22 protein-coding genes are annotated in these 24,029 nt (G+C 64.2%); 16 read left to right on the top strand and 6 right to left on the bottom strand.

Annotated elements, in window-relative coordinates:
- The first annotated feature begins 60 nt into the window (after positions 1–60).
- The 7 genes from QA649_RS27720 (at position 61) to QA649_RS27690 (ending at position 5,845) form a co-directional block, all read left to right on the top strand.
- Positions 61–1,230 (top strand): acetyl-CoA acetyltransferase, encoded by a 1,170-nt coding sequence (locus QA649_RS27720; RefSeq protein ID WP_283019976.1) that lies wholly within the window; start codon positions 61–63, stop codon positions 1,228–1,230.
- 119 nt (positions 1,231–1,349) lie between these two features.
- Complete coding sequence (locus QA649_RS27715) at positions 1,350–1,556, top strand: hypothetical protein (RefSeq protein WP_018645722.1); 207 nt, start codon at positions 1,350–1,352, stop codon at positions 1,554–1,556.
- A 126-nt stretch (positions 1,557–1,682) separates the two neighbouring features.
- Positions 1,683–2,882: a CoA transferase gene (locus QA649_RS27710; protein WP_283019975.1), complete on the top strand. Its 1,200-nt coding sequence runs from the start codon at positions 1,683–1,685 to the stop codon at positions 2,880–2,882.
- A gap of 128 nt (positions 2,883–3,010) precedes the next feature.
- Positions 3,011–4,147, top strand: a complete 1,137-nt coding sequence (locus QA649_RS27705) for a thiolase family protein (protein ID WP_283019974.1) — start codon at positions 3,011–3,013, stop codon at positions 4,145–4,147.
- Positions 4,144–4,503, top strand: coding sequence for an OB-fold domain-containing protein (locus tag QA649_RS27700; protein ID WP_283019973.1), 360 nt, complete (start codon positions 4,144–4,146; stop codon positions 4,501–4,503). The genes QA649_RS27705 and QA649_RS27700 overlap by 4 nt, the downstream gene beginning before the upstream one ends.
- 485 nt (positions 4,504–4,988) lie before the next feature.
- A complete protein-coding gene (locus QA649_RS27695) occupies positions 4,989–5,516 on the top strand; it encodes a carboxymuconolactone decarboxylase family protein (protein ID WP_283019972.1) in 528 nt (175 codons plus the stop codon).
- Positions 5,517–5,542: 26 nt separating this feature from the next.
- Entirely contained in the window at positions 5,543–5,845 is a 303-nt protein-coding gene (locus QA649_RS27690; RefSeq protein ID WP_283019971.1) for a nucleoside triphosphate pyrophosphohydrolase family protein, read from the top strand.
- 71 nt (positions 5,846–5,916) lie between these two features.
- On the opposite strand, the gene glsA is transcribed toward QA649_RS27690, so the two are convergent.
- From glsA to QA649_RS27670, 4 genes are all read right to left on the bottom strand, one after another.
- Positions 5,917–7,764: a glutaminase A gene (glsA, locus tag QA649_RS27685; RefSeq protein WP_283019970.1), complete on the bottom strand. Its 1,848-nt coding sequence runs from the start codon at positions 7,762–7,764 to the stop codon at positions 5,917–5,919.
- 21 nt (positions 7,765–7,785) lie between these two features.
- Positions 7,786–9,861: a TRAP transporter permease gene (locus tag QA649_RS27680; RefSeq protein WP_283019969.1), complete on the bottom strand. Its 2,076-nt coding sequence runs from the start codon at positions 9,859–9,861 to the stop codon at positions 7,786–7,788.
- A gap of 37 nt (positions 9,862–9,898) precedes the next feature.
- On the bottom strand, positions 9,899–11,065 hold the full coding sequence (locus QA649_RS27675) for a TAXI family TRAP transporter solute-binding subunit (RefSeq protein WP_283019968.1): 1,167 nt from the start codon (positions 11,063–11,065) through the stop codon (positions 9,899–9,901).
- 168 nt (positions 11,066–11,233) lie between these two features.
- The gene (locus QA649_RS27670) at positions 11,234–11,455 is read right to left on the bottom strand and encodes an acetyl-CoA carboxylase biotin carboxyl carrier protein subunit (protein ID WP_283019967.1); all 222 of its coding nucleotides are present in this window, start codon (positions 11,453–11,455) and stop codon (positions 11,234–11,236) included.
- A 94-nt stretch (positions 11,456–11,549) separates the two neighbouring features.
- Here QA649_RS27670 and QA649_RS27665 point away from each other — a divergent pair, with 94 nt between their 5' ends.
- From QA649_RS27665 to QA649_RS27640, 6 genes are all read left to right on the top strand, one after another.
- Entirely contained in the window at positions 11,550–12,524 is a 975-nt protein-coding gene (locus tag QA649_RS27665) for a helix-turn-helix domain-containing protein (RefSeq protein ID WP_283019966.1), read from the top strand.
- Positions 12,454–14,013 (top strand): carboxyl transferase domain-containing protein, encoded by a 1,560-nt coding sequence (locus tag QA649_RS27660; RefSeq protein WP_283019965.1) that lies wholly within the window; start codon positions 12,454–12,456, stop codon positions 14,011–14,013. Before QA649_RS27665 ends, QA649_RS27660 begins: the two co-directional genes overlap by 71 nt.
- Positions 14,014–14,269: 256 nt before the next feature.
- Positions 14,270–14,764, top strand: a complete 495-nt coding sequence (locus QA649_RS27655) for a hypothetical protein (protein WP_283026111.1) — start codon at positions 14,270–14,272, stop codon at positions 14,762–14,764.
- Positions 14,765–15,153: 389 nt separating this feature from the next.
- The gene (locus QA649_RS27650; RefSeq protein ID WP_283019964.1) at positions 15,154–16,563 is read left to right on the top strand and encodes a pilus assembly protein TadG-related protein; all 1,410 of its coding nucleotides are present in this window, start codon (positions 15,154–15,156) and stop codon (positions 16,561–16,563) included.
- A 9-nt stretch (positions 16,564–16,572) separates the two neighbouring features.
- Positions 16,573–17,133 (top strand): TadE/TadG family type IV pilus assembly protein, encoded by a 561-nt coding sequence (locus QA649_RS27645; protein ID WP_283019963.1) that lies wholly within the window; start codon positions 16,573–16,575, stop codon positions 17,131–17,133.
- Complete coding sequence (locus QA649_RS27640; RefSeq protein ID WP_283019962.1) at positions 17,133–17,798, top strand: TadE/TadG family type IV pilus assembly protein; 666 nt, start codon at positions 17,133–17,135, stop codon at positions 17,796–17,798. The genes QA649_RS27645 and QA649_RS27640 overlap by 1 nt, the downstream gene beginning before the upstream one ends.
- A 205-nt stretch (positions 17,799–18,003) precedes the next feature.
- Here the strand turns inward: QA649_RS27640 and QA649_RS27635 are convergent, their stop codons facing one another.
- The gene (locus QA649_RS27635) at positions 18,004–19,179 is read right to left on the bottom strand and encodes a patatin-like phospholipase family protein (protein WP_283019961.1); all 1,176 of its coding nucleotides are present in this window, start codon (positions 19,177–19,179) and stop codon (positions 18,004–18,006) included.
- Between the two features lie 223 nt (positions 19,180–19,402).
- Here QA649_RS27635 and QA649_RS27630 point away from each other — a divergent pair, with 223 nt between their 5' ends.
- The 3 genes from QA649_RS27630 to QA649_RS27620 all read left to right on the top strand — a co-directional run bounded on the left by QA649_RS27630 (position 19,403) and on the right by QA649_RS27620 (position 22,720).
- Entirely contained in the window at positions 19,403–20,185 is a 783-nt protein-coding gene (locus QA649_RS27630) for an acetoacetate decarboxylase (RefSeq protein ID WP_283019960.1), read from the top strand.
- Positions 20,186–20,296: 111 nt separating this feature from the next.
- Positions 20,297–21,313, top strand: coding sequence for a transporter (locus QA649_RS27625; protein ID WP_283019959.1), 1,017 nt, complete (start codon positions 20,297–20,299; stop codon positions 21,311–21,313).
- Between the two features lie 63 nt (positions 21,314–21,376).
- Positions 21,377–22,720 (top strand): carbohydrate porin, encoded by a 1,344-nt coding sequence (locus QA649_RS27620; protein ID WP_283026110.1) that lies wholly within the window; start codon positions 21,377–21,379, stop codon positions 22,718–22,720.
- Here QA649_RS27620 and QA649_RS27615 read toward each other — a convergent pair.
- On the bottom strand, positions 22,717–24,012 hold the full coding sequence (locus QA649_RS27615) for an MFS transporter (RefSeq protein ID WP_283019958.1): 1,296 nt from the start codon (positions 24,010–24,012) through the stop codon (positions 22,717–22,719). The genes QA649_RS27620 and QA649_RS27615 overlap by 4 nt on opposite strands.
- Positions 24,013–24,029: the final 17 nt, after the last annotated feature.

The following is a 24,029-nucleotide window of genomic DNA, read 5'->3' as shown; positions in this document are numbered from 1 at the left end:
AGTCTTGCCATCCCTGGGCTAAGACTTAGCTCAGGTGAAAGACCCCAGGGAGAAGAGACCATGACCGCCAGCATCGTCGGATGGGCGCATACGCCGTTCGGCAAGTTCGACACCGAAACCGTCGAAAGCCTCGTCACCCGCGTCGCCAACGAGGCACTGGCGGATGCCGGCATTTCGGCCAGCGACGTCGACGAGATCGTGCTCGGCCATTTCAACGCCGGCTTCTCGCCGCAGGATTTTACCGCCTCGCTGGTGCTCCAGGCCGACCCGAAGCTGCGCTTCAAGCCCGCGACCCGCGTCGAGAACGCCTGCGCCACGGGCTCTGCCGCGGTGCATCAGGGCCTGCGCGCGATTGCCGCAGGTGCCGCCAAGATCGTGCTGGTCGTCGGCGTCGAGCAGATGACCCGCACGCCGGGGCCGGAGATCGGCAAGAACCTTCTCAAGGCCTCCTATCTGCCCGAGGACGCCGACACCGTCGGCGGCTTCGCCGGCGTGTTCGGCAAGATCGCCAGCTCCTACTTCCAGAAATACGGCGACCAGTCCGATGCGCTGGCGCTGATCGCGGCCAAGAACCACAAGAACGGCGTCGCCAATCCCTTCGCCCAGATGCGCAAGGATTTTGGCTTCGATTTCTGCCGCGCCGAGAGCGAGAAGAATCCTTACGTCGCCGGTCCCCTGAAGCGCACCGACTGCTCGCTGGTCTCCGACGGCGCCGCGGCGCTGGTTTTGGCCGATGCCGAGACCGCCAAGGCCATGAGCAAGTCGATCGGCTTCCGCGCCACCGCGCATGCCCAGGATTTCCTGCCGATGTCCAAGCGCGACATCCTGCAGTTCGAGGGCTGCACGGTCGCCTGGCAGCGCGCGCTGGAGAAGGCGGGCGTGACCCTGTCCGATCTCTCCTTCGTCGAGACCCATGACTGCTTCACCGTCGCCGAGCTGATCGAATACGAAGCGATGGGCCTGACGCCGAAGGGGCAGGGCGCCCGCGCCATCAAGGAAGGCTGGACGCTCAAGGACGGCAGGCTGCCGGTCAATCCGTCCGGCGGCCTCAAGGCCAAGGGCCACCCGATCGGCGCCACCGGCGTCTCGATGCATGTGATGACCGCGATGCAGCTCGCCGGCCAGGCGCCCGAGGGCATGCAGCTCAAGAATGCCAAACTCGGCGGCATCTTCAACATGGGCGGCGCGGCCGTCGCCAACTACGTTTCGGTGCTCGAGCCACTGAAGTAAGGTAGGGTGGGCAAAGGCGCGAAAGCGCCGTGCCCACCTTTTTCCTTGCGTTAGATCATGGTGGGCACGCTTCGCTTTGCCCACCCTACGGCTCCTGATTGATTGGCGAGACGCGCATCATGAGCAATGCCTACGAAGATTCACTTTCTCTCGAAGCACTGAACGATCGCATCGCGATCCTCGAGGACAATATCCGCCAGCTCATTGAGCAGGCCGCGGCGGCCTCCGGCGAGCAGAACGAGTCGCGGATCGCCGACCGCATCAACCAGCAGAATGACGAGCTCGAGCGGCTGCTGAAGATCCGGGAATCCCGCCAGAAGAAATAGCGGCCGATATCGCCGCGCGGCGCATGCGGCCATACCCCGGCCGCCCTTGCGCGCGCGGCGTCCCTGTCTTTAGCTGGACCGAAATCGCCGGGCTGCTTCCAGAGCCCGCGCAATCGGGAGCGAACGATGGGGCCGCTGAAGGGCATCAAGGTCATCGACATGACCACCGTGCTGATGGGACCCTATGCGACCCAGATGCTCGGCGACTACGGTGCTGACGTCATCAAGGTGGAATCGCTCGACGGCGACGTCACCCGCCTGATCGGCCCGATGCGCCATGCCGGCATGGGCCCGGTGTTCCTCAACACCAACCGCAGCAAGCGCTCGATCTGCCTCGACCTGAAGAAGCCTGCGGGGCGCGAAGCCGTGCTGCGCCTGCTGAAGGACGCCGACGTGCTGGTCTACAACGTCCGTCCGCAGGCGATGGCGCGGCTGCAGCTCGGCTATGATGTCGTCTCCGCAATCAACCCGCGCCTCGTCTATGCCGGGGTGTTCGGCTTCGGCCAGGACGGGCCCTATGCCGCAAAACCCGCTTATGACGATCTGATCCAGGGTGCGACCGCGCTCCCCGCGCTGATGGCGCAGACCGGCGACGGCGTGCCGCGCTACGTGCCGAACGCGCTGGTCGACCGCATCGTCGGCCTCACCGCGGTCGGCGCGATCTGCGCCAGCCTCGTGCATCGCGACCGCACCGGGCGCGGCCAGCGTGTGGACATCCCGATGTTCGAGACCATGGCCGGCTTCGTCATGGGCGACCACATGGGCGGGCTCACCTACGAGCCGCCGCTCGACAAGGGCGGCTATGCCCGACACCTCTCGCGCGACCGTCGGCCGTACAAGACCTCGGACGGCTATCTCAGCGTCATCGTCTACAACGACAAGCAGTGGGAGAACTTCTTCAAGGCCACGGAGCGCGACGATCTCCGCACCGATCCCAAATTCGCCACCTTCGCCGGCCGTGCCGCCAATATCGATGTCGTCTATGCCGAGCTCGCGCGCATCTTCGAGACGCGCACCACGGCGGAATGGATCGAGCTGCTGACGAACGCCGACGTGCCTGTGATGCCGATGCACGACCTCGCCTCGATCCTGCACGACGAGCATCTGGAAGCGACTGGCTTCTTCCCGGTCGTCACCCATCCGACCGAAGGTCCGATCCGCAGCATGAAGGTGACGGCAAGCTGGTCGGAGACCGAGGCCGAGCCTGTCAGGCTCGCGCCACGGCTTAACGAGCACGGCGCGGAGATTCTTCGTGAGATCGGTTATTCCGCCGACGAGATTGCGGCGATGGTCCGCGATGGCGTCACGCGCGCGGCACCGGAATAGAGGGAAGCGATGAAAACGACTCTCTCGTTCGTCATTCCGGGGCGGTCCGCAGGACCGAACCCGGAATCTCGAGATTCCGGGTTCGATGCTGACGCATCGCCCCGGAATGACAACAGAGAGAGCGTGCCATGAGCTTCATCACCGGCGTCGGCCTCACGTCTTTCGGCAAGCACGAGGGCTCGTCCTCGCTCGACCTGATGAGCAAGGCCGCCCAACTCGCGCTCGACGATGCCGGGCTGAAGCGCACCGAGATCGACGGCGTTCTCTGCGGCTACTCCACCGTCTCGCCCCACATCATGCTCGCCACCGTGTTCGCCGAGCATTTTGGCATTCGCCCGTCCTACGCCCATGCCGTGCAGGTTGGTGGTGCCACGGGCCTGGCGATGACGATGCTCGCGCATCATCTGGCCGTGGCCGGAGTCGCAAAGCATGTGCTGGTCGTTGCCGGCGAGAACCGCCTCACCGGGCAGAGCCGCGACGCCTCGATCCAGGCGCTGGCTCAGGTCGGCCATCCCGACTACGAGGTGCCGCTGGGGCCGACCATTCCCGCCTATTACGGCCTCGTTGCCAACAGGTACATGCACGAATACGGCGTGACCGAAGAGGACCTCGCCGAATTCGCCGTGCTGATGCGCGCCCACGCCTGCACCCATCCCGGCGCGCAATTCCACGATCCCATCGAGGTCGCCGACGTCATGGCCTCGAAGCCGGTGGCGATGCCCTTAAAACTGCTCGACTGCTGCCCGGTGTCCGACGGCGGCGCGGCCGTCGTCATCAGCCGCGAGCGAACCGGGGAGACGGGCGTCCGCATCCGCGGCTGCGCGCAGGCTCACACCCACCAGCATGTCACCGCCGCGCCCGCTCTCAGCGAGCTCGGCGCCGAGATCTCCATCGCGCGCGCGAAGGACGCTACGGCCCTTGCGATATCAGACGTGCGCTACGCCGCCATCTACGACAGTTTTACGATCACGCTCGCGATGCTGCTGGAGGATCTCGGCCTTGCCGGCCGCGGCGAAGCGGCCGCCCGCGTCCGCGCCGGCCATTTCGGCCGCGACGGCGCGATGCCGCTGAACACCCATGGTGGCCTGCTCAGCTATGGCCATTGCGGTGTCGGCGGCGCCATGGCGCATCTGGTCGAGGCGCATCTGCAGATGACGGGGCGCGCGGCGAATCGTCAGGTGCGTGATGCCTCGATCGCGCTCTTGCACGGCGACGGCGGCGTGCTGTCGTCCCATGTCAGCATGTTTCTGGAGCGGGTGCGATGAGCAAGCGTCTAGCGGACTGGACCAAGGGTGAAGAAGCCATCACCTACCAGGCCTGCACCTCATGCAGCCATGTCCAGTATTTCCATCGCGCCTTCTGCGCCGCCTGCGGCGCATCCGATCCGCGCGAGCAACGCGCCAGCGGCAAGGGCAGGGTCTACGCGACCTCGCTGGTCTGCCGCGCCGCCACGCCCGAGACGCGCGCGCACGTGCCCTACAACATCCTGCTGGTCGATTGCGCCGAAGGCTTTCGCATGATGGCGCATGGCGACAACGGACTCGCCATCGGCGATGACGTCACGGCTAGCTTCAGGCCGTTCGCCGGCAAGCTCGTGCCGTTCTTCACGAAGGGAACGTAGTGGGATCCGTCATTCGGGGGCGGTCATAGGACCGAACCTGGAACGGGTATTCTGGGCCCGGCCTGTGCGAGAGCCACCCCGGAATGACGAAAACACGCTTACGACGCTTAACTCAACGCCCGTAGAACAAGATGCTGGCGATGACGAGCATCGCCGTCACCGCCAGCATATGCGCGAGCGCTCCCGAGGCCGCCCCCTTGGTGGCTTCCTTCATGCCGTTTTCTCCCTAGACTTGGGCGTGACTCATCGTTGCGCGGCGAGCGCGCAAGACGGCCAATTGTTTTTACTCGGAACACCCCTTGCGAGTATCCGCCGCGATTTGTCCCCACGCGGCGAATATCGACTGTGTCAGGGTCGATCAGCAATGCGGCGGCATTTTGACTCGATGATGTTGCTCCTGCGTCCGCTCGCAATTACAGTTTCAGGGAACTCTCGCCGATGGCGACAAGAAGCATCAAAGGATCAGGGAAAACTTCAGGAAAATCATGGCCCGCATTCAGTACAGCGACCCGTCCAAGGCATCCGACCGCACCCGCGAAATCCTCGAGAAGAACCGCCACGCCAACATCTTCCGGATGATGGCGCACTCGCCGAGCTACTTTGAGCAGTACTGCCGTCTTGGCGGCGCGATCAGGCACAAGGGCGAGCTCGATCCGGTCGTGCGCGAGCTTGCGATCACGCGCACCGGTATCCTGTGCCAGGCTCCGTACGAGATCGTCGCGCACAAGCGCATCGGCAAGAATGTCGGCGTCACCGACGAGCAGAACGAGGCGCTCGAGAACTGGCAGGCCGCGACCTGTTTCAATGACGTCCAGCGCGCGGTGCTCGCCTTCACCGACGAGATCGTGAAGCTGAACAAGCCGACGGATGCGACCTTCAAGGCGATCGCGTCGAAGCTGACGCCGGCCGCACTGGTCGAATTGCAGCTCTCGGTCGGCTTCTACATCATGACGTCAAAGTTCCTGGAGACCTTCGAGATCGATCTCCAGCCCGTCACCGAAGTGGTGGGCTGATCCGAAATCCGCAGCGAGGGATGCTCATGACGATCGATGAATATGCGGCCTGGGCCGCGAGCGTTGCGAAAGTCGACGAGCATCCGTCCAACGAGCGGCTGTCCTATCTCGGCCTCGGCCTTGCCGGCGAATCCGGCGAGGTCGCCGACCACATCAAGAAGCTGCTGCGCGACAACTGGCTCGACCAGGCCGGTCTCGTCGACGAGCTCGGCGACGTCATCTACTACTGGGCCTGCCTCTGCGCGGCGACCGGCCAGAAGCCGTCCGAGCTGCTCGAAGCGAGCGCGAAGAAAATCAAGCGGCGGCTGAGCGAAGCCGCGAGTCGTTGAAGCAAGCTGTGAGCCGGAGACCCGGATCACCTCTCCCCGACGGGGAGAGGTGAAGAGCCTCGCTCAGCTCACTACGTCGACGTCAGAATATCCACCTTGGCATTGGCGACGATCAGGCGGTCGGCCAGCAGCCGCGCGAGGTTGCGCATGATGCACTCGCTGGCGCGTGGGTGCTGCTCGCGGAAACGCTCAAAGTCCTTCAGCGGCACTTCGAACGCCGTCGCCGCCATGTCGGCGAAGACGTCCGCCGAGCGGGTGGTTTCGATCAGCGCCATCTCGCCGAACGCCATGCCGGCGGTGAGCGTTGCCAACCTGACGCCGTCGGGCAGCGTGACATGCACAGCGCCGCTGCGCAGGAAGAACAGAGCGTCGGCGGGATCGCCGGTGGTGAGGATTTTTGCGCCGGACTGATAGGTCCTGACGGTGCAGATTGCGCCGAGCTCGGCCAGCTCTTCCGTGCTGAGGCCCTCGAGCAGCGGCTGTTCGGCCAGCTCGGTGGTCTCATGAAAGTCGATCGAGCCGCCATAGCGGTACACGATCTGGTCTTCGGCCCATTCGATCGCGGTGTCGAGCAGGTAGAAGTCGCGCACGTTCTTCAGCTCCGCCGTCCATTCCCGCAAGCTGTTCCACTCCTTGGAGGCACGCCTGACGCCGGATAGCACGACCGTCACATTCAGCGCCGCCAGATCCTCGAATGCTTCGGCGACGAGCCGTGCGCCGGCGCGCGTGGTCGAGGTCACGCGGTGGAGGTCGAAGATCACGAATTGCGGCCGCGGCCGCCCCGCAAGCCGGCGCGAGACATAGTCGACCGCCGACAGCGACAGCGTGCCGACCAGCTCGATGATCCGCACCTCCTGCTCGTGCGCCGCGAGGATCTCGCGCTCCTGGGGCCGGCGCACGCGTCGGGACGGGCTCTTGCCGATGTCGTAGTCAGCAATAACCGCGTTGCGCGCGTCGTCGCTGCGATTGAGCATGTGCAGATCGTAGTGCGAGGACAGCGCCTCGCAGACCTTGATGCCGCGCACGCTGTTGCCGTGCTTGTCGAGCTTCGGCGAATAGCTGCCGAGGCCGAGGCGGGCAGGGAGCGAGGCCAGAATGCCGCCGCCGACGCCGCTCTTGGCGGGGATGCCGATCCGGTAGATCCATTCGCCGGCATAGTCGTACATGCCCGACGACGTCATCACCGACAGCGTGCGCGAGATCGCGTACGGCGTCATCACCTGCTCGCCGGTCACCGGATTGACGCCGCGATTGGCGAGGGTTGCCGCCATCACCGCGATGTCGCGCGCGGTGACCAGCACCGCGCATTGCCGGAAATAGACGTCGAGCACGGCGGCGACGTTGTCGGAGATCACGGCGTTGGTCTTGAGCAGATAGCCGATGGCGCGGTTGCGGTCGCCGGTCTGGCTCTCCGAGTTGTAGACCGCTTCATCCACGGCGAGATCGCGGCCGGCAAAACGGCTGAGGGCGAGCCGGATCTGCTCGAAGGCCTCCGTGCCCTTGCTGTCGTAGATCAGGCCGGTGCAGGCGATCGCGCCGGCATTGACCATCGGGTTGAACGGATGGTTGTCGGAATTGAGCCGGATCGAGTTGAAGGGATCGCCCGACGGCTCGACGCCGATTGCGCTCTCGACCTTGCTCGCGCCCAGCAGGTCCAGTGCCAGCGCGAACACGAACGGCTTTGACATCGACTGGATGGTGAAGGGCACCCGGCTGTCGCCGACTTCATAGACATGACCATCCAGTGTGGCGAGGCTGATGCCGAAATAGGCAGGGTCAGCCTTGCCGAGTTCGGGAATGTAATCGGCCACATGGCCTGACGTTTCGGCCGAGAATTCGCTGAGACAATTGTCCAGAAACCGCAGCAAAGGCGGTTTCGAACGCGTCCAGGCGGTGGCGAGAGGCGATTGCGGTTTCATCGCCTCTCTTGTGCAACGCAATCAGGGCGCACGCAACCCGTCAGGCACCATGGCCTGCCGCCGGACCAGCAGCAGGGCGATCAAGACCGTGGGCGCGAGGATGGCAAGGCCAAGCAGCGTCACCTGCATCTGCGACAACGGCATGATCCCGCCGCCCGGGGTGGCCACCACGAAGCCGCCGATCACCAGCAGCACGCGGATCGGCCATTCCAGCGCGCCGGTGCCGCGCAAGTCCCCGACGAAAGGCTGGTAGCCCTGGATGCCGCCGCAGATGAACAGCGTGCCGAACGCAGCGAGCCCCATCAGGCCGAGGCCGGCGAGATAAGGGCTCGATCCCTGCAGCACCAGCGCCGGATTGAGCACGAAGAAGAACGGGATGAAATAGATGATGCTGCCGACCCACATCGATTCCCATCCCGTCTTCATCGCCGGCGAACCGGCGATGCCGGCCGCCGCGAAGGAGGCGATCGCGACCGGCGGAGTGATCGACGACAGCATGCCCCAGTAGAAGATGAACATGTGCACGGCCATGCGGTTGAGCCCGAGCTTCTCCAGCGCGGGCGCGACCAGAATGGCGAGGAAGATGTAGCAGGCCGTCGTCGTCAGCCCGAGGCCGAGAATGAGACTGGTGAGCGCGCACATGCCGAGCAGCAGGAACGGATTGTCGCCGGCGATGTGCAGGAGGTCGTTGGCGAGACTCGAGACAACGCCGGTCATCGAGAACGCGCCGATCAGCAGGCCGCAGCCGGCGAGGATGCCGACCAGCTCGACGAAGGTGCGCCCGTTGACCTCCAGGAACTTGCCGATTGTGCCCAGCGTCCAGCGCGTGTCCTTGGAGAAGAGCTGGTTGAGCACCAGCAGCAGCGCTGTGGCGTAGAACGGTGCATGGCTCTCGCGCTTGAAGTAGAGCAGCATCACGATCAGAAGCGCGATGACAAAGACGTAGTACCAGCCGTCCTTGATCGTATCCATGATGCGCGGCAGTTCGGAGCGCGGAATGCCCATCAGCTTGTGGCGCGCAGCATAGGCATCGACCTGCATGAACAGGCCGACATAATAGAGCGCGGCTGGAATGATCGCGGCAACCGCGACGTCGGCGTAGCTGACATTGAGGAACTGCGCGATGACGAAGGCGGTCGCGCCCATCACCGGCGGCGCCAGCACCGCGCCGGTCGAGGCGCAGGCCTCGATCGCGCCGGCATAGGAGGCGCGGAAGCCGCTCTTCTTCATGACCGGAATGGTCATGGTGCCGGCGGTCAGCACGTTGGAGATGATCGAGCCCGACATCATGCCGAGCAGCCCGCTGGCGAAGATGCAGACTTTGGCCGCGCCGCCGCGGAAGGTGCCGCACAGCGCGAAGGCGAGGTTGATGAAGAATTTTCCGGCGCCCGTCATCATCAGCGCGGTGCCGAACACCAGGAAGCCGATCACGGTGTCGGCGAAGGCCTGGATGGGAATGCCGAGCAGGCTCTCGCCCGAGAGCACGTGATAGGCGGTCGCCTGTTCCAGCGTCGACTGGGTGCCGCGGAACGGCCCGAGCCAGCCGGTTTCGGCGAACAGCGGGTAGACGGTGAAGGGGAGCACGCTCAGCAGCAGGCTCCAGCCGCCGGTGCGGCGCAGCGCCTCCATCAGCATCACCCACATCACGAGGCCTGCCGCAATCACGGTGTTGGGCGCGCCGCCGAATTCCCAGCCGGCCTCCGCCGCCTTGCGCACGTTCGACATCAGCAGCAATGCCGCCGCGAATGTCACGACGAAGAAGACGAGGTCATACCAGGGAATGCGGTCGAGCGGCGCGCGCTCCGTGCCCGGAAAGATCAGGAACGTGAACGGCAGCATCAACGCGATCAGGAGATAGAAATACTCCGTGTTGAGCTGGGTGTAGCCGACGAAGAAGCGCAGCGAGAATTGCTGGTTGATGCAGAGCAGGATGGTCGCTGCGGTCGCAGCGATCAGCGTCCAGCGCCACGAGCCGCGCAACGCGCGCACGCGCGTCACCTCCGCCTCCTGCATGTTGCCGGCCGCGCCGTGCGGATCGTCGAACACGATCCGCTTGGCCTCGTCCTTCGGGCCGGTGGAGGTGGAAGCAGAAGACATTATCGACCCCGCGCGTGGGCTGGTAACAGCTGGTGGACTATTCCTCGAACCCGTTCGGCATGTCGGCCTTGGCCAGCGCCGCGGCGCGGGCCTTCATCCAGCCGTCCAAGAAAGCCTTCTCATCCGACGGCGGATTGGACTTGCCGTATTCGGTCCAGGCCGCGGCGAGCACTTCCTGACGCTTGATCAGCTTGTTGTTGTGGGCGTCCTGCGCGTCGCTCCATTGCCCGGCTTCCTTCAGCGCCTTCACGGCGCCGGGATGCACCGGCACCACCCAGTTCTTGGTCTGGCGATCGGCGGCAAGGCCGCCGGCGCCGGGCGCGGAGTCCTTGTAGGCGTCGTAATTGACGATCATCGCCTTGGTGATGGCGTAGACCTGGTCGGCCGGTTGCGAGGCATAGGCGACGAAGATCGGGTAGGGGTAGTTGCCGAGCTCGACCGGCTTCTCCGGCGAGATGCCGGCGCCGCAGGTCGCGACCTGCGGAAAGAAGAACGAGCCGACCTTCTGCATCCGCGCCCAGCCCTCCTTGTCCTTGGCGGGCAGCGGCGGCCAGATCAGGCCGCGCGGCGAGGTCTCGGCTTCCTTGGCGGGGCCGGTGATGGTGGTGCCGAAGGCGGCATCGACGTCGTTGTTGATCAGCCCTTTCCACATCGCGCCGTAGCTTGCGAACTCGACCGCCTTGACGTCCTTCTGCGTCAAGCCGGCGAAGGCGAGCACCGCGAGCGAGTTCTGGTTCAGCGCGGGCGAGCCGACCACGAAGCCGACGCGCTTGCCTTTCAGGTCTTTCAGTTCTTTCACGCCGGTGTCGGCAGCGACGCCAAGCGAACCGCAATTGCAATCGACCGTCGAGAGCATGATCTGGAGCGGCTGCGGTCCCCATTCCTTGGAGCCGAACTCGAACACGCCTTCCTGCGCGAAATAGGTGCCCGATCCCATCGCCGCGGAGGCCGCGCGCTTGGCGCGTAGCGGCGCGAGGCGGGCGACGTCGTTGCCGGCCGGCAGCACACGCACGTCGGTGCTGTACTTGTCCTTCATCATCTTGCCGACGCCGACCGCGATATTGAAGCCGGCGGTGCCGGTGTCATAGGCAGTGAACGTCAATGTCGCCGGCAGCTTGATATCTTCGGCGAATGCATAGCGTGTAGACGCAAAAGAAATGCCCGCCACCAAGGCAGGCGCGAGCATGAGCAGCCCACGAAACATGTTTTTCCCTCCAAGGATCCGCGCTTTGCCGCGAGGATTTTCTTTCTTTGTTTGAAACAAGATTTTGTTTGAATCGGATCATGTCATCCGTATCGGACGATAGCAACGCCGTACCGCGCATGTAGGAATACGACTGACAGATTGTCGCGGAAACCTGGGATAACGCAGTCAGTTCGCGACGGTCGCGATCGCCTGTCCCTCGGCGACGAGATCGTCGAGCTTCACCAGAAGCGATGTGATCGTTCCGCTGGCGGGCGAGGGCACCGGGATCTCCATCTTCATCGCTTCGACGACCACAACGTCGTCACCATCCGCAACGGTTCCTCCAACTTGCACGGGAGTTGCGCAGATGCGCCCCGCGACTTCGGTGACGATCTTTATTTCTGGCATGCCATCGCCTTTTTGTTGTCGTCGCAAAATGCCTGAGGTAGCGTCGTCTGCAAGTGGAATTTAATTCCGCAGAGCGGAACAAACGGTAGGGATCATGGGACGACGTTCGGAGCGGTTGAGTAGGCAAGGTGCGCTCGCTGGCGAAGCCGGTGAGGGTGATGTCATCCAGGTGGTGTCGCGCGCGTTCGATGTGTTGCGATGCTTCGAGGGCCACGAGGCGCGGCTCGGCAATCTCGAGATTTCAAATCGCTGCGGCCTGCCGCGCTCTACGGTGTCGCGGCTCACGCACACGCTGACGCGCATGGGCCAGCTCGTCTATCTGCCGCGCGATCAGAAATATCGCATCGGCCCGAGCGCGGTGGCGATGAGCGCCTCGATGATGAAGGGCGCGCAGCTGCGCAGCATGATCCGGCAGCGGCTTCAGGAAGTCGCCGAGCAACTGCCGGGCACGGTCGGCTTCGTCGTGCCCGATCGCTTCCATCTCGTCTATCTCCAGTTCGCGCGCTCGGCCTCTGCGCTCGGCCTGCACGAGGGTACGGGCAGCCGCATCTCGATGGCCTCGACGGCGGCGGGCGCGGCCTACACCGCAGCGCTGGCGCCGGAAGTCGGCGATGCCTTCATCGCGGAGATGGAGCGCGAAGCGCCCGAGGCTGCGAAGATCCTGAAGCCTCGCATCGAGGCCAACCGGGAGTCGCTGCGCGAGCGCGGCTATGTCGTGGCCTGCGGCCTGTGGAGCCCGCATATCAACGGCCTCGCGGTGCCGATCTGGTCGCCGCAATATCAGACCTTCGTCGTCATCACGATCGGTCTTCTTTCGGCGATGTATGACGAGCAGCGTCTGCATGACGAGGTCGCTCCGCTCATGCTCGCGCTCGGCCGTTCGCTCGGCAGCCTGATGGAGGGCGCGGAAGGCGACGTCTTCAACAACCGCATCTCGCGCAAACCGGTCGCAATGGCCGTGCACAACAATAACAAGCCGATCAACTCGGAGGGAGTGAATGAACTGGAAGCCGGAACTCGACGAGCTCGCCCGGCGCGAAGCCTTCGCGCGGAAGATGGGCGGCGTTGACAAGGTCAAGCGACAGCATGACCAGGGCCGGCTGACTGTTCGGGAGCGTATCGACAAGCTGATCGACAAGGGCAGCTTTCACGAGATCGGTGCCGTGTCCGGCATCGGTGAGTACGATACAAGCGGCGATCTGAAGAAATTGACGCCGGCGAACTGCGTGTTCGGTCGCGCGCGCGTCGACGGCCGCACCGTCGTCGTGGTCGGTGACGATTTCACCGTGCGCGGCGGCTCGGCGGATGCGTCGATCTCGGCAAAGCCGCTGATGGCGGAGGAGATGGCGCACGACTTCCGCCTGCCCATCGTCCGCATCATCGAAGGCTCCGGCGGCGGCGGCTCGGTCAAGACCATCGAGACCAAGGGCGCGGCCAATTTGCCTGGAGGTATCGGCGGCACGCGCTGGTACCGCTTCACGACGGAGAATTTGTCGCGCGTGCCCGTGGTCGCGCTCGGCCTCGGCTCGGTTGCGGGCTTAGGCGCTGCGCGGCTTGCCGCCAGCCACTATTCCATCATGACGCGGAAGTCCGCGATGTTCGTCGCGGGCCCGCCGGTGGTGAAGGCGCTCGGGCAGGATCTCTCGAAGGAGGAACTCGGCGGCGCCGAGATCCAGACCCGCGCCGGCGCGGTCGATCATGCCGTCGACACCGAAGAAGAGGCCTTTGCCTGCGCGCGGCGCTTCCTCTCATACCTGCCGTCGTCGGTTTACGAACTGCCGCCGACCTTGCCCTGCGCGGACAGTCCCGAGCGCGGCGACGATGCGCTGATGAATGCGGTGCCGCGCAACCGCAAGCAGGTCTACAAGATGCGGCCCATCATCGAGTCCGTCGTGGACAAGGGCTCGTTCTTCGAGGTCGCCAGGAACTTCGGCAAGCCGATCATTGTCGGTCTCGCGCGGCTCGAGGGCCGGGCGGTGCTGGTGCTGGCCAGCGACAGCTTTCATTATGGCGGCTCCTGGACGGCGGACGCCTGCCAGAAGGTGGTGCGCTGGGTCGACTTCGCCGAGACCTTCCATCTGCCGGTCGTCTATCTCATGGACTGCCCCGGCTTCATGATCGGCCTCGATGCCGAGAAGGCCGCCACCATCCGTCACGGCGTCCGCGCCATGGCCGCGGTCAACCAGACCACGGTGCCCTGGTGCACCGTGATCCTGCGCAATGCCTTCGGCGTCGCCGGTGTCGTGCATCAGCCGGCCGACCGCTTCTCGATCCGCTACGCCTGGCCGTCGGCCTATTGGGGCTCGCTGCCGCTCGAGGGCGGCATTGAAGCGGCCTACCGCGCCGACATCGATGCCGCCGAGGACAAGGGCGCAAAACTGAAGGAGATCGAGGAGCGGCTGAACAAGCTGCGCTCGCCGTTCCGCTCGGCCGAGAAATTCTGGGTCGAGGAGATCATCGATCCCCGGAAGACGCGCTCGCTGCTGTGCGAATTCGCACGTCTCGCCGAGCCGCTGCGCAAGGCCGGCCCGCCGGAGAATTTTTCGATCAGGCCGTAAGGCCCGGCCTGTCGCAGCGAACACCACCGTCATTGCGAATGTAGCGAAGCAATCCAGAGTCCCTCCGCGGAAAGATTCTGGATTGCTTCGCTGCGCTCGCAATGACGGGTTCGTAAAGCCGAGCTTGATCCTCAGGGCGGCAACGTTCAGGCAATCTCCGCAACATCTGTAAACATCTTCGTCAACTTGCTGCGGCTGTCCGGGTCTAGGACGAGCCAAGACTTTGCGACAAGACTTTACGAATCGGGATTTACAGATGTCATTGAAGTTCTGGGCGACGCGCGTGGGTGTCGGCGTAATTTGCTTTTTGCTCGTCGGCGCGAGCCCGTTGCAGGCAGAGCAGGTGTTCGACAGCCTGGCCGGCGCATGGTCGGGCACCGGCACCATGAAGCCGTCGGACGGCCCGCGTGAAAAGGTTCGCTGCAAGGTGGCGTACAACGTCACGCGGCCCGGACGGTCGCTGACACTGGACCTGCGCTGCGCGAGCGATGCGTACAAGATGGCCCTGTCCGCCAACATCGAGCAGAGCGGGACGGAGCTTTCGGGAAACTGGTTCGAAAGCGAGTACCGCCAGGGCGGCAAGGTCTACGGCACGAACAAGGATGGCCTGATCGAGGCCCGGATTGAAGGAAACACGGTGGCCGCGCTGGTGACGATCCAGACCAAGGCCACGCATCAGTCCTTCCTGATGGAAGCTCCGGGCTCCTGGATGTCGGAGGTCGCAATCGAATTGAACAAGGAAGTGAAGTGACCTCGATCTCCGCCTGCGCGGAGGCGCCTCGCGTTTCGGCACACAATCAATTGGGGCACGTCCGGCGCCCCCATACCGCCATGTCCTTGATGCGCGCCTCGAAGTCGCCCGGCGACCGGGGGCCGTCCGTATTACGCGTCCCTGCACGCCATCGCTGCAATCTCCGGGAACCTGTTTAATTGGCGTTAATGATGCCCTCTCAATAAGACACATCTCAATTTGTTGCGGTCCATGTTTCTGGATTGCCCGTAAGCGTTGATTAAGAAGCCCATCCTCATAGTCCGCCCGTGATCAGGCGTGGAATGGGCTGAAAACCCCTTATTCCGCCCCGATCTCACCAGTTCAGGGATGTGTCGCTGCCGCAACGACGGCAATCAGGGTTAAGGGCAATGCTCCGCCGCGCAGTGCTTGGTTTCGCCAGAGACCGGAAGGCCAATGTCGCCATCATCTTCGCCCTGATGATGGTTCCGATCATCTTTCTCCTGGGCATGACGCTGGATTACACGCTGGCCTTGCGCAAGCGCGAGCAATTGAACGCGGCCGCCGACGCGGCCGCGATTGCAGCCGTGCGGCCGGCGATGTTGACTCAAAGCGACGCCACGGTCGTCAAGGCGACCGCAGCAGCCGTGTTCGCAGCGAAGGCCAATCTTTCCGGTCTGTCGGCGGTGCCTACGCCGACGATCACGGTCACCGATTCCGGGCTCTCGCGCAGCATCACGGTGTCCTACACGGCGGACTCGGTCAACAATTTCCCCGGCGTGCTCGGCAAGCAGACCTGGCAGATCGGCGGTTCGGCGACGGCGAAGGCGTCCAGCGCGCCCAACATGAATTTCTATCTGCTGATGGACGACTCGCCGTCCATGGGCATCGGCGCGACCACGGGCGACATCAGCAATCTCATCAAGTACACTGCCCCCGCGTACCAGACAGCGAAGCCCTCGCAGAACTGCGGCTTCGCCTGTCATCAAACCAATATCGCTCACGACGGCGGGACCATGGACAACCTCGCGATCGCACGATCCTACAATATCAAATTGCGGATCGATCTCGTGACGAGTGCCGTCAACCAGTTGCTCAATACGTGGTCGAACTGCCCGCAGTCGGGTATTTCGGGCGGCGTCATGCAGTGCATGGCGGCCTTGAACAACACCACCTACAAAGCAGCGCTCTATACCTTCGACCTGACTTTGAACGAACTGGCCAAGCTGACCACCCCGAGCCTTGCCGGAGCCCAGGTCAACAACATCTCGCTGATGCCGGTCGCCTACCAGAACTGCGTCGTTCCGACAACCAACTGCAAGACCGACAACGGCACAGATATCGCCGGCACGCTCAAAAGCATCAACGACATCATGCCCACTCCCGGGCTTGGCAGTAACGCGTCGGGAGATACGCCGCAGGAAGTGGTGTTCCTCGTCACCGACGGCGTCGAAGACAAGATCTCCGCGACTTGCCCCAACGCGAGCTTCGCCTCCAACAGTCGATGCCAGCAACCGCTCGACACGACGATGTGCACGACCATCAAGAACCGGGGCATCAAGATCGCCGTCCTCTATACCGAGTATCTGCAGCTCATTGCCGATCCCGCCACCGGTATCCAGAAAACGGATAACTGGTACATGACCTGGATCGACAAGTACGACCAGCCTACTTCCTCAACCGGCAAGATTGCGCAAAACCTCCAGGCATGCGCCTCGCCTGGTTTCTATAAAAGTGTTCAGACCGGCGGCGATATTTCCGCGGCCTTGACGGACCTCTTCATCAAGGTCGCGTCCAGCACGGCCAGCCTGGTGCAGTAGGGAAGCGTTATGACCGGTCCGGACGTTGCAACAACCAAGAGACGCCGCAATCGCTGCGCTGCTTTCGCGCGGGACAGCAGGGGCGCCACGGCCGTCGAATTCGCGCTCGTGGCCGCGCCGTTCCTCGCCCTCATCATCGCGCTCCTTCAGACCTTCCTCGTCTTCTTTGCCCAACAGCTGCTCGAAAACATCGCGCGTCAGTCGGCGCGCCTGGTCATGACCGGGCAGGTGCAGTCCGCGCAGATGACCCAGGCCGCCTTCAAGCAGAAGGTCTGCGATCAGATCTCGATCCTGTTCACCTGCAGTGGTCTGATGGTCGACCTGCAGGTGGCCAACTCGTGGTCCGGCGCCAACACCGCCATGCCGACCTTGACCTTCAACGCTTCGGGAGCCGTCACGAACACCTGGCAATACAGTCCGGGTGATGCCGGCGACATCGTCGTTCTCCGGGTGATGTACGTATGGCCCGTCATGCTGGGGCCGCTCGGTTTCAACCTCTCGAACCTTTCGACCGGCAACCGGCTGCTCATGTCATCGGCCGCGTTCCAGAACGAGCCAGGAGCTTCCTGATGATCGCCGCCTTGTCGTCTCGCGCTCGGCGCCTGCTAGCCGACGACCGCGCTGTTGCCGCGACGGAGTTCGCCATCGTAGCGCCGTTCATGCTGGTGCTCTACGTCGGCGGCGTCGAGCTCGGCAACGGGCTGGCGATGAACGTCAAGGTCAGCGCCACCGCGCACAGTGTCGCCGACATGGTCACGCAGAACACGTCGCTCAGCACGGCCCGCATGCAAGCCATTCTCGGCTCGGCGCAGGCGATCATGGCGCCTTATGCCGTCAAGGATTCCAGCGGGGCTTCGCTGATTACGATCACGGTGTCTCAAGTCTCCACCGACGGCAGTGGAAACGCGACCGTGCAATGGAGCGAGTCGACCAATACGTCGGCGGCGAGAAAGAAGGGGGACCCGATGACCTTGTCCTCGTTCACCGCACCTGACCCGAACAATCCCAGCAATAAGAACATCTCGCTCATTCTGAGCGAGGTGAGCTATAATTACACGACGAACCTTGGCTACACCATCGCCGGCACCGTGAAGCTGAGCGACAGCTACTACCTGTTCCCGCGCTGCTCGACGAACAGCCCAACCTCGTCGAGCTTTCCGTACTACGACGTGAAGTATTGGTCGACGTCGACGACCTGCACCTGCATCCAGCACTTGCAGCAGAAGAGCTGCTAAGGCGTCGCGCACGGCGGCGCCAGCCCGATCACGCTCTTCTGCGGGAATGGCGGAGGAGGGATTCGGAATAGTCGCATTATGCCCCTGTTTTGCCCGACGGGTCAAATGACCTGGCGGACTCGCCAAGTCATTGATCCGCCACGCCCAGTCTACTGTGCATGGGGTTGTTTTCGCACTTTTATATTTGAGCGCCCCGCGAAGCGCGCTAGGCGCTCTCCGTCTCCCGGTGCACGTCGTGCACCACGAGGCCCATGCCTTCGTCCGGCATCTTGATCCAGTCGCGGCGCTTCAGGGTGCGCTTGGTGTCCTCAAAGCCGCTCGTCCAGTGCTCGCGCATCGACGTGCCCGAGAATTCGTGATCCTTGGCGTCGCCCTCATAGGCCTTCTGCTGGTAGATCAGATGCAGGATCGCGATCTCCGGCATGTTGCGCAGGCTCGCTTTCAGCTGGCGCTCCTCCTCGGAGAGCTGTTCGTCCGGCAGCTTCGCCAGCGCCTTGTAGAGCAGGACCTTGAGGTTGTGCGTGCGGCGGTAGACGTCGGTGTTGTGCCGCGTGCGCGAGGAATACATGATGTCCTTGTGGCGGGCCATAACGTCCTGGATCGAGCGCGGCAGCACGCCGCGGGCGCTGAACAGGTCGACCTGAAATACCAGCGAATTGAGCGCGTCCTCCTGGTCGAGCAGGTGCTGCAGCGGCGTGTTGGAGACGATTCCGCCGTCCCAGAAATGATCGGTACCGATCCGCACCATCGGCAGCGCCGGGGGCAGGGCGCCCGATGCCATGATGTGCTCCGGACCGATCTCGTCATGGGCGTTGTCGAAATAGATGAAGTTGCCCGAGAGCACGTTGACCGCGCCGACGGCGAAGCGGACCTTCTTCTCGTTGATGAGGTCGAAGTCGACGAGCTCGCGCAGGCTCTCCTTCAGCGGCATCGTGTCGTAATAGCTGGTGGCGGTCTTGGCGCCGACCGGGCTGAACCAGGGGTTGACCTGATTGGGCGTGAAGAAGCCGGGCTGGCCGAGGGTGGAGGTCATCCACGCGCTGGTGAGGTTGCGCCACTGGCGGAAGACGTCGCCGTCGGGCGTGTAGTGCCAGATCTTGCGGTTGGTGATGCGCTCCCAGAAGATGCGCAGCGCCTCCAGCCGTTGCTCCGGCCGGTTGCCGGCGATGATGGCGGAGTTGATGGCGCCGATCGAGACGCCGCAGACCCAGTCGGGCTCGATGCCGGCCTCGTGCAGCGCCTGGTAAACGCCGGCCTGGTAGGCGCCGAGGGCACCACCGCCCTGCAGCACCAGCGCGACGCGGTCGCAGCGCTCGGGGCGCCAGCCGCGTGAGGGAGGCTGATGCGTTGAGTAGGTCGGCTCCGATGTGCGGGCGTCCATGGTGATGCCTCCTGCGTGTCTACAACGATTGCGTCCTGCGGTGACGGCGTGATGACAATTTCGGCGCCGATGCATCGCCTGCATGCGCGTCAACCGGAACGGGAATGCCGGCGGTCGTGGGCCTGACGGAAATCCTTCACATCGCAGTCAACGAGTGCGGCTAGCAATTTGCATCACCGCCTGACGCTGCCGGGCGGGCATCACAGACATCAGGAGACCAGCGATGCGCAGGGAAGATGTGCTGAGACTTCCGTCCATGCCGGCCGCCGGGCCGAGCTATCCGGCCGGGCCCTACCGCTTCGTAAACCGCGAATTCCTCGTCATCACCTACGAGACCGACCCGGACCTGATCCGCGCCGGCCTGCCTGAGCCGCTGGAGCCGATCGACCAGCCCATCGTTCACTACGAATGGATCAAGATGCCGGACTCCTCCGGCTTCGGCAGCTACACCGAATCCGGCCTCGTCATCCCCGCGCGCCTCGACGGCGAGGAGGTCAACTTCGTCTCGCAGATGTACCTGGACGACGATCCGCCGATCGCGGCCGGCCGCGAGATCTGGGGTTTTCCCAAGAAGTACGCCCATCCCAAGCTCGAGATCGTCAAGGACACGCTGACGGGCACGCTGGAGTATGCCGGCCAGCTCGTCGCGATGGGCACGATGGGCTACAAGCACGAGAGCATGGCCGGCAACGGCGATCTCACCCGCGCCACCCTGTCGAAGACGCAAATCAATCTGAAGATGATTCCGGGCGTCGACGGTCGTCTGGAAGTCTGCCAGCTTGTCGCGATCAACCTTGTCGACATCGTGCCGAAGGGCTCCTGGATGGGACCCGGCAGGCTGCACCTGGTGCCGCACGTCAACGCGCCGGTTGCGGACTTCCCGGTCCGCCGCTGCCTCGGTGCGCACCACTACATCGCCGACCTGACGCTGCCGTTCGGCCGTGTCGTGCACGATTATGTCAAGGAAGCCGAAGCAATGGCGGCGACGGGGCTGGCCGCAGAGTAGGGCGCCATCATCAAACTGTAACACTGGCGTAATTGAGTACCCGCGTGGAGCCGGGCGATGCCGTCAGCCATCGTCCGGCGACGGGGCATTTGTTGACGGTTGGGGCTATCCATGGCTGAGCCGGCGAAGCTTGTCAGCGCGATATCGGACACTGACCCCGCCATTCCCGGCCTGGTGTGGGCGTTCCGCCTGCACAGCGACGGCAGCGCAGAGGCGCTGCCGATCGACCGGCCGATCGAGTTCAGTCATGACGGCCGCCTCTGGCTGCATTTCAACCTGACGGACGCGCGCGTGCGTCCATGGATTGCGGCGTCCAGCCTGCCGCCGCTGGCGCGCGATCTGTTGCTTTCGCACGACACGTTCCAGCAGCTCCACGTCATCGATCATTGCGTCTACGGCGTGTTCTCCGATCTCGTCCGCGAGATCGACAGCGCGACGGAGGAGACCGCGTTCCTGCGCTTCGCCATGACCGAGCGGCTCCTGGTCAGCGGCCGCCATCAGGCGCTGTGCTCGGCGGACGCGACGCGGCGTGTGCTCGAAGGCGGCTATCGCGTCGACAATGTCGCCCATCTCCTGGAAAAGATCGTTGACGAGGTCGCCGACACGCTCGACCGAATGGTCGACAAGCTCGGCCAGGAGATCGACGATATCGAGGAACGCATTTTGGCGGATGAGGCCAAGTCCGAGATGCGCCGCAACCTCGGCCGCCTTCGCCGCACCTGCGTCCGGCTGCATCGTCAGCTCACCGGTCTGCGCGTGCTGTTCCACCGCCTCGACCAGAAGAACACCGACCACCTCTCGCCCGCGCTTCGTATCCACGCCGGCAAGCTGGCGCAGCGGCTCGACGGGCTCGATCACGACATCGTCGAGCTGCGCGAGCGCAGCCGCCTGCTCGAGGAGGAGCTGCGCTTCAAGAACGAGGAGGAGAGCAATCGCCACCTCCACACGCTCTCGATCGTGACCTCGCTCTTGCTGCCGCCGACGCTGATCACCGGCATCTTCGGCATGAACACCAAGGGCCTGCCGCTCACCGACGTCGAGACCGGATTCCTCTGGGCGGCGGTGCTGATGGCCTCCTCGGTCGGCGCGGCCTATCTCTTCATGCGGCGCACGGGCATTTTCAAATAGCGCGCGCCGATCGTGAGTTGGAGTACCCGAAAATCTCTGGCGGCCGCGGTCGCGCTGACCAGCATGGCGGCAAGCACGAGCGCACTTGCCGGTGCCAAGGACGAGAGCGCGGCGGAATGGCTGTTTCCAAAATGGTTCAACGAATGGCATGACGGCCTCGCCAACAAGGGCCTCAATTTCGGCGCCACCTATATCGCGGACAACATCGCCAACATTTCCGGCGGCGTGAAGCGCGGCGCCATCCATTTCGGCCGGCTCGATCTTTCGGTCGATGCCGATCTCGACAAGCTGGTCGGCTGGACCGGCGGCCGCTTCTACGCCAATGGCTTCGTGATCTACGGCCAGGGGCTCTCCCGCAACTACGTGCAAAACCTCGCCACCATCAGCGAGATCGAGGCGCTGCCCGACCAGCGGCTCTACAACGCCTATTTCGAGCAGAGCTTCTTTGGCGATCGCCTGAACATCAGGGCCGGTCAGCAGGCCGCCGACGTCGAGTTCTTCGACAGCCAGACCGATGACCTCTTCATCAACGGCACCTTCGGCTGGCCCGCGATCAAGGCGAGCAATCTTCCGGCCGGCGGCCCGGCGCCGCCGATCGCGGTGCCCGGCATCCGCATCAAGGCGGCGCTGTCAGACCAGATCACCGCCTATGGTGCAGTGTTCAACGGTGATCCCTCGGGTCCGGGCGATCAGGACCCGCAGATTCGCGACCATCACGGCCTCGCCTTTCGCGTCAACGATCCGCCCTGGCTGATCGGGCAGGTCCGCTTCAACTACGACATCGACTTTGGCGGTCGTCCGCTCGCCGGCAATTTCACCCCGGGCGCCTGGAAGCATTATGGCTCGTTCGACAGCCAGCGTTTTACCGCGGAGGGGCAATCGATCGCCGATCCCTCGGGAAGCGGCATCCCGGCAAAGCTTCGTGGCAACTACGGCATCTTCGCGGTGATCGAGCAGGTGCTCTACCGCCCGCCGCAGGTGAAGGAGAACAGCACCTCGGCCTCGCTCCCGGGCATCACGGCGTTCGGCCGCATCGCCTACAGCCCGCCGGACCGCAATCTGATCGACCTTTATCTGGACGGCGGCATCGGCTTCGTCGGCTTCACGCCCGGACGTCCGCTCGACCGCTTCGGCGTGGCGATGGCCTATATGCGGATCTCGAACACCGCGCGTCATCTCGACGTCGATACGAATGTCTACACCGGCGTGCAGGGGCCGGTGCGCAGCGACGAGACGCTGCTCGAGATGATCTACGAGGCGCACATCAAGCCGGGCTGGCTGATCGCGCCTTACTTCCAGTATGTGTTTCGCCCGTCCGGCGGCGTCCCGAATCCGAACGATCCGACCGGAACCTCGCGGATCGGTGACGCCGCAGTGTTCGGCGTCACCACCACGATCAGGTATTAGGCCATCGCCGGCTTCGGCTCGACCTTCGGCTGCCGCGACAGCGCCAGCACGATCAGCGCGGCGAACACGCAGAGCGCCCCCGCAATGAAGAAGGCGGGCAGATAGCTCTGATAGACCGTCCGCGAGAAGCCGGCGCCGAACGCCGCGGTGCCCGCGCCGAGTTGATGGCCGGCAAAAATCCAGCCGAACACCAGATTGGCGCGCTCTGGCCCGAATTTCTGCGCGGTCAGGCGCACCGTCGGCGGCACGGTCGCGATCCAGTCGAGGCCGTAGAACATCGCGAAGATCGACAGCCCATAGAATGAGAAATCGCTGAAGGGCAGGAAGATCAGCGAGAGCCCGCGCAGGCCGTAGTACCAGAACAAGAGCCAGCGGTTGTCGTAGCGGTCCGACAGCCAGCCCGACATGATGGTGCCGAAGAAATCGAAGATGCCCATCGCGGCAAGCAGGCTTGCCGCCTGGACCTGCGGGATGCCGAAATCGAGGCACATCGGAATCAGGTGCACCTGCACGAGGCCGTTGGTGGAGGCGCCGCAGACGAAAAAGGTTGCAAACAGGATCCAGAACGCGGTTGACTTCGAGGCGTCGCGCAGCGTGCCGAGCGCCACCGCCGTGATCGAGCCGTGGCTCACGGGCGGTGCGGGCAGGGGCTCGGTGCCATCGTCGCCGAACGGGCGCAGGCCGACGTCGCTCGGCCGGTCGCGCATCACGAGCAGGACGGCCAGCGCCGAAGCGCCGAGCATGATGCAGACGAAGCCGAGCGCGAGGCGCCAGCCGAAGCGTTCGGTCAGGCTTGCGAGCAGCGGCAGGAACACGAGCTGGCCGGTGGCGACGCTCGCGGTCATGATGCCGACCACGAGGCCGCGGCGTGCTGCGAACCAGCGCGTCGCGATGGTCGCGCCCAACACCAGCGCGGTCATGCCGGTGCCGATGCCGATCACGACGCCCCACAGCGCGATGAGCTGCCAGATCTCGGTCATGCCGAGCGAGAGCACCAGTGCCGAGACGACGATGAGCTGCGCCGTCAGCGTGACGTTGCGCAGGCCGTAGCGGTTGAGCAGGGCGGCGGCGAACGGCGCCATCAGCCCGAACAGGATGAAGCGGATCGACAGCGCGGAGGAGATCTGCGCCGTGCTCCAGCCGAACTCCTTCTGCAGCGGAACGATGAACACGCCGGGCGCGCCGACCGTGCCGGCGCTGATCAGCGCGGCAAGGAAGGTCACGCCGACCATCACCCAGCCGTAGTGGATATTGCGGCGGGAAAGCGCTGCCGCGAGCCAGTTCGAGATCATTGGGCCTCAATGTTGTT

The organism is Bradyrhizobium sp. CB1717 (genome assembly GCF_029714325.1).
GTDB lineage: Bacteria > Pseudomonadota > Alphaproteobacteria > Rhizobiales > Xanthobacteraceae > Bradyrhizobium.
The sequence above is the reverse complement of the archived record's forward strand: the minus strand, read 5'-3'. Positions and strand labels throughout refer to the sequence as shown.

Coding starts and splice junctions, on each gene's coding strand:
- QA649_RS27720 (WP_283019976.1), top strand. CDS start 61: ATGACCGCCAGCATCGTCGGATGGGCGCATACGCCGTTCGGCAAGTTC.
- QA649_RS27715 (WP_018645722.1), top strand. CDS start 1,350: ATGAGCAATGCCTACGAAGATTCACTTTCTCTCGAAGCACTGAACGAT.
- QA649_RS27710 (WP_283019975.1), top strand. CDS start 1,683: ATGGGGCCGCTGAAGGGCATCAAGGTCATCGACATGACCACCGTGCTG.
- QA649_RS27705 (WP_283019974.1), top strand. CDS start 3,011: ATGAGCTTCATCACCGGCGTCGGCCTCACGTCTTTCGGCAAGCACGAG.
- QA649_RS27700 (WP_283019973.1), top strand. CDS start 4,144: ATGAGCAAGCGTCTAGCGGACTGGACCAAGGGTGAAGAAGCCATCACC.
- QA649_RS27695 (WP_283019972.1), top strand. CDS start 4,989: ATGGCCCGCATTCAGTACAGCGACCCGTCCAAGGCATCCGACCGCACC.
- QA649_RS27690 (WP_283019971.1), top strand. CDS start 5,543: ATGACGATCGATGAATATGCGGCCTGGGCCGCGAGCGTTGCGAAAGTC.
- glsA (WP_283019970.1), bottom strand. CDS start 7,764: ATGAAACCGCAATCGCCTCTCGCCACCGCCTGGACGCGTTCGAAACCG.
- QA649_RS27680 (WP_283019969.1), bottom strand. CDS start 9,861: ATGTCTTCTGCTTCCACCTCCACCGGCCCGAAGGACGAGGCCAAGCGG.
- QA649_RS27675 (WP_283019968.1), bottom strand. CDS start 11,065: ATGTTTCGTGGGCTGCTCATGCTCGCGCCTGCCTTGGTGGCGGGCATT.
- QA649_RS27670 (WP_283019967.1), bottom strand. CDS start 11,455: ATGCCAGAAATAAAGATCGTCACCGAAGTCGCGGGGCGCATCTGCGCA.
- QA649_RS27665 (WP_283019966.1), top strand. CDS start 11,550: ATGGGACGACGTTCGGAGCGGTTGAGTAGGCAAGGTGCGCTCGCTGGC.
- QA649_RS27660 (WP_283019965.1), top strand. CDS start 12,454: ATGAACTGGAAGCCGGAACTCGACGAGCTCGCCCGGCGCGAAGCCTTC.
- QA649_RS27655 (WP_283026111.1), top strand. CDS start 14,270: ATGTCATTGAAGTTCTGGGCGACGCGCGTGGGTGTCGGCGTAATTTGC.
- QA649_RS27650 (WP_283019964.1), top strand. CDS start 15,154: ATGCTCCGCCGCGCAGTGCTTGGTTTCGCCAGAGACCGGAAGGCCAAT.
- QA649_RS27645 (WP_283019963.1), top strand. CDS start 16,573: ATGACCGGTCCGGACGTTGCAACAACCAAGAGACGCCGCAATCGCTGC.
- QA649_RS27640 (WP_283019962.1), top strand. CDS start 17,133: ATGATCGCCGCCTTGTCGTCTCGCGCTCGGCGCCTGCTAGCCGACGAC.
- QA649_RS27635 (WP_283019961.1), bottom strand. CDS start 19,179: ATGGACGCCCGCACATCGGAGCCGACCTACTCAACGCATCAGCCTCCC.
- QA649_RS27630 (WP_283019960.1), top strand. CDS start 19,403: ATGCGCAGGGAAGATGTGCTGAGACTTCCGTCCATGCCGGCCGCCGGG.
- QA649_RS27625 (WP_283019959.1), top strand. CDS start 20,297: ATGGCTGAGCCGGCGAAGCTTGTCAGCGCGATATCGGACACTGACCCC.
- QA649_RS27620 (WP_283026110.1), top strand. CDS start 21,377: ATGGCGGCAAGCACGAGCGCACTTGCCGGTGCCAAGGACGAGAGCGCG.
- QA649_RS27615 (WP_283019958.1), bottom strand. CDS start 24,012: ATGATCTCGAACTGGCTCGCGGCAGCGCTTTCCCGCCGCAATATCCAC.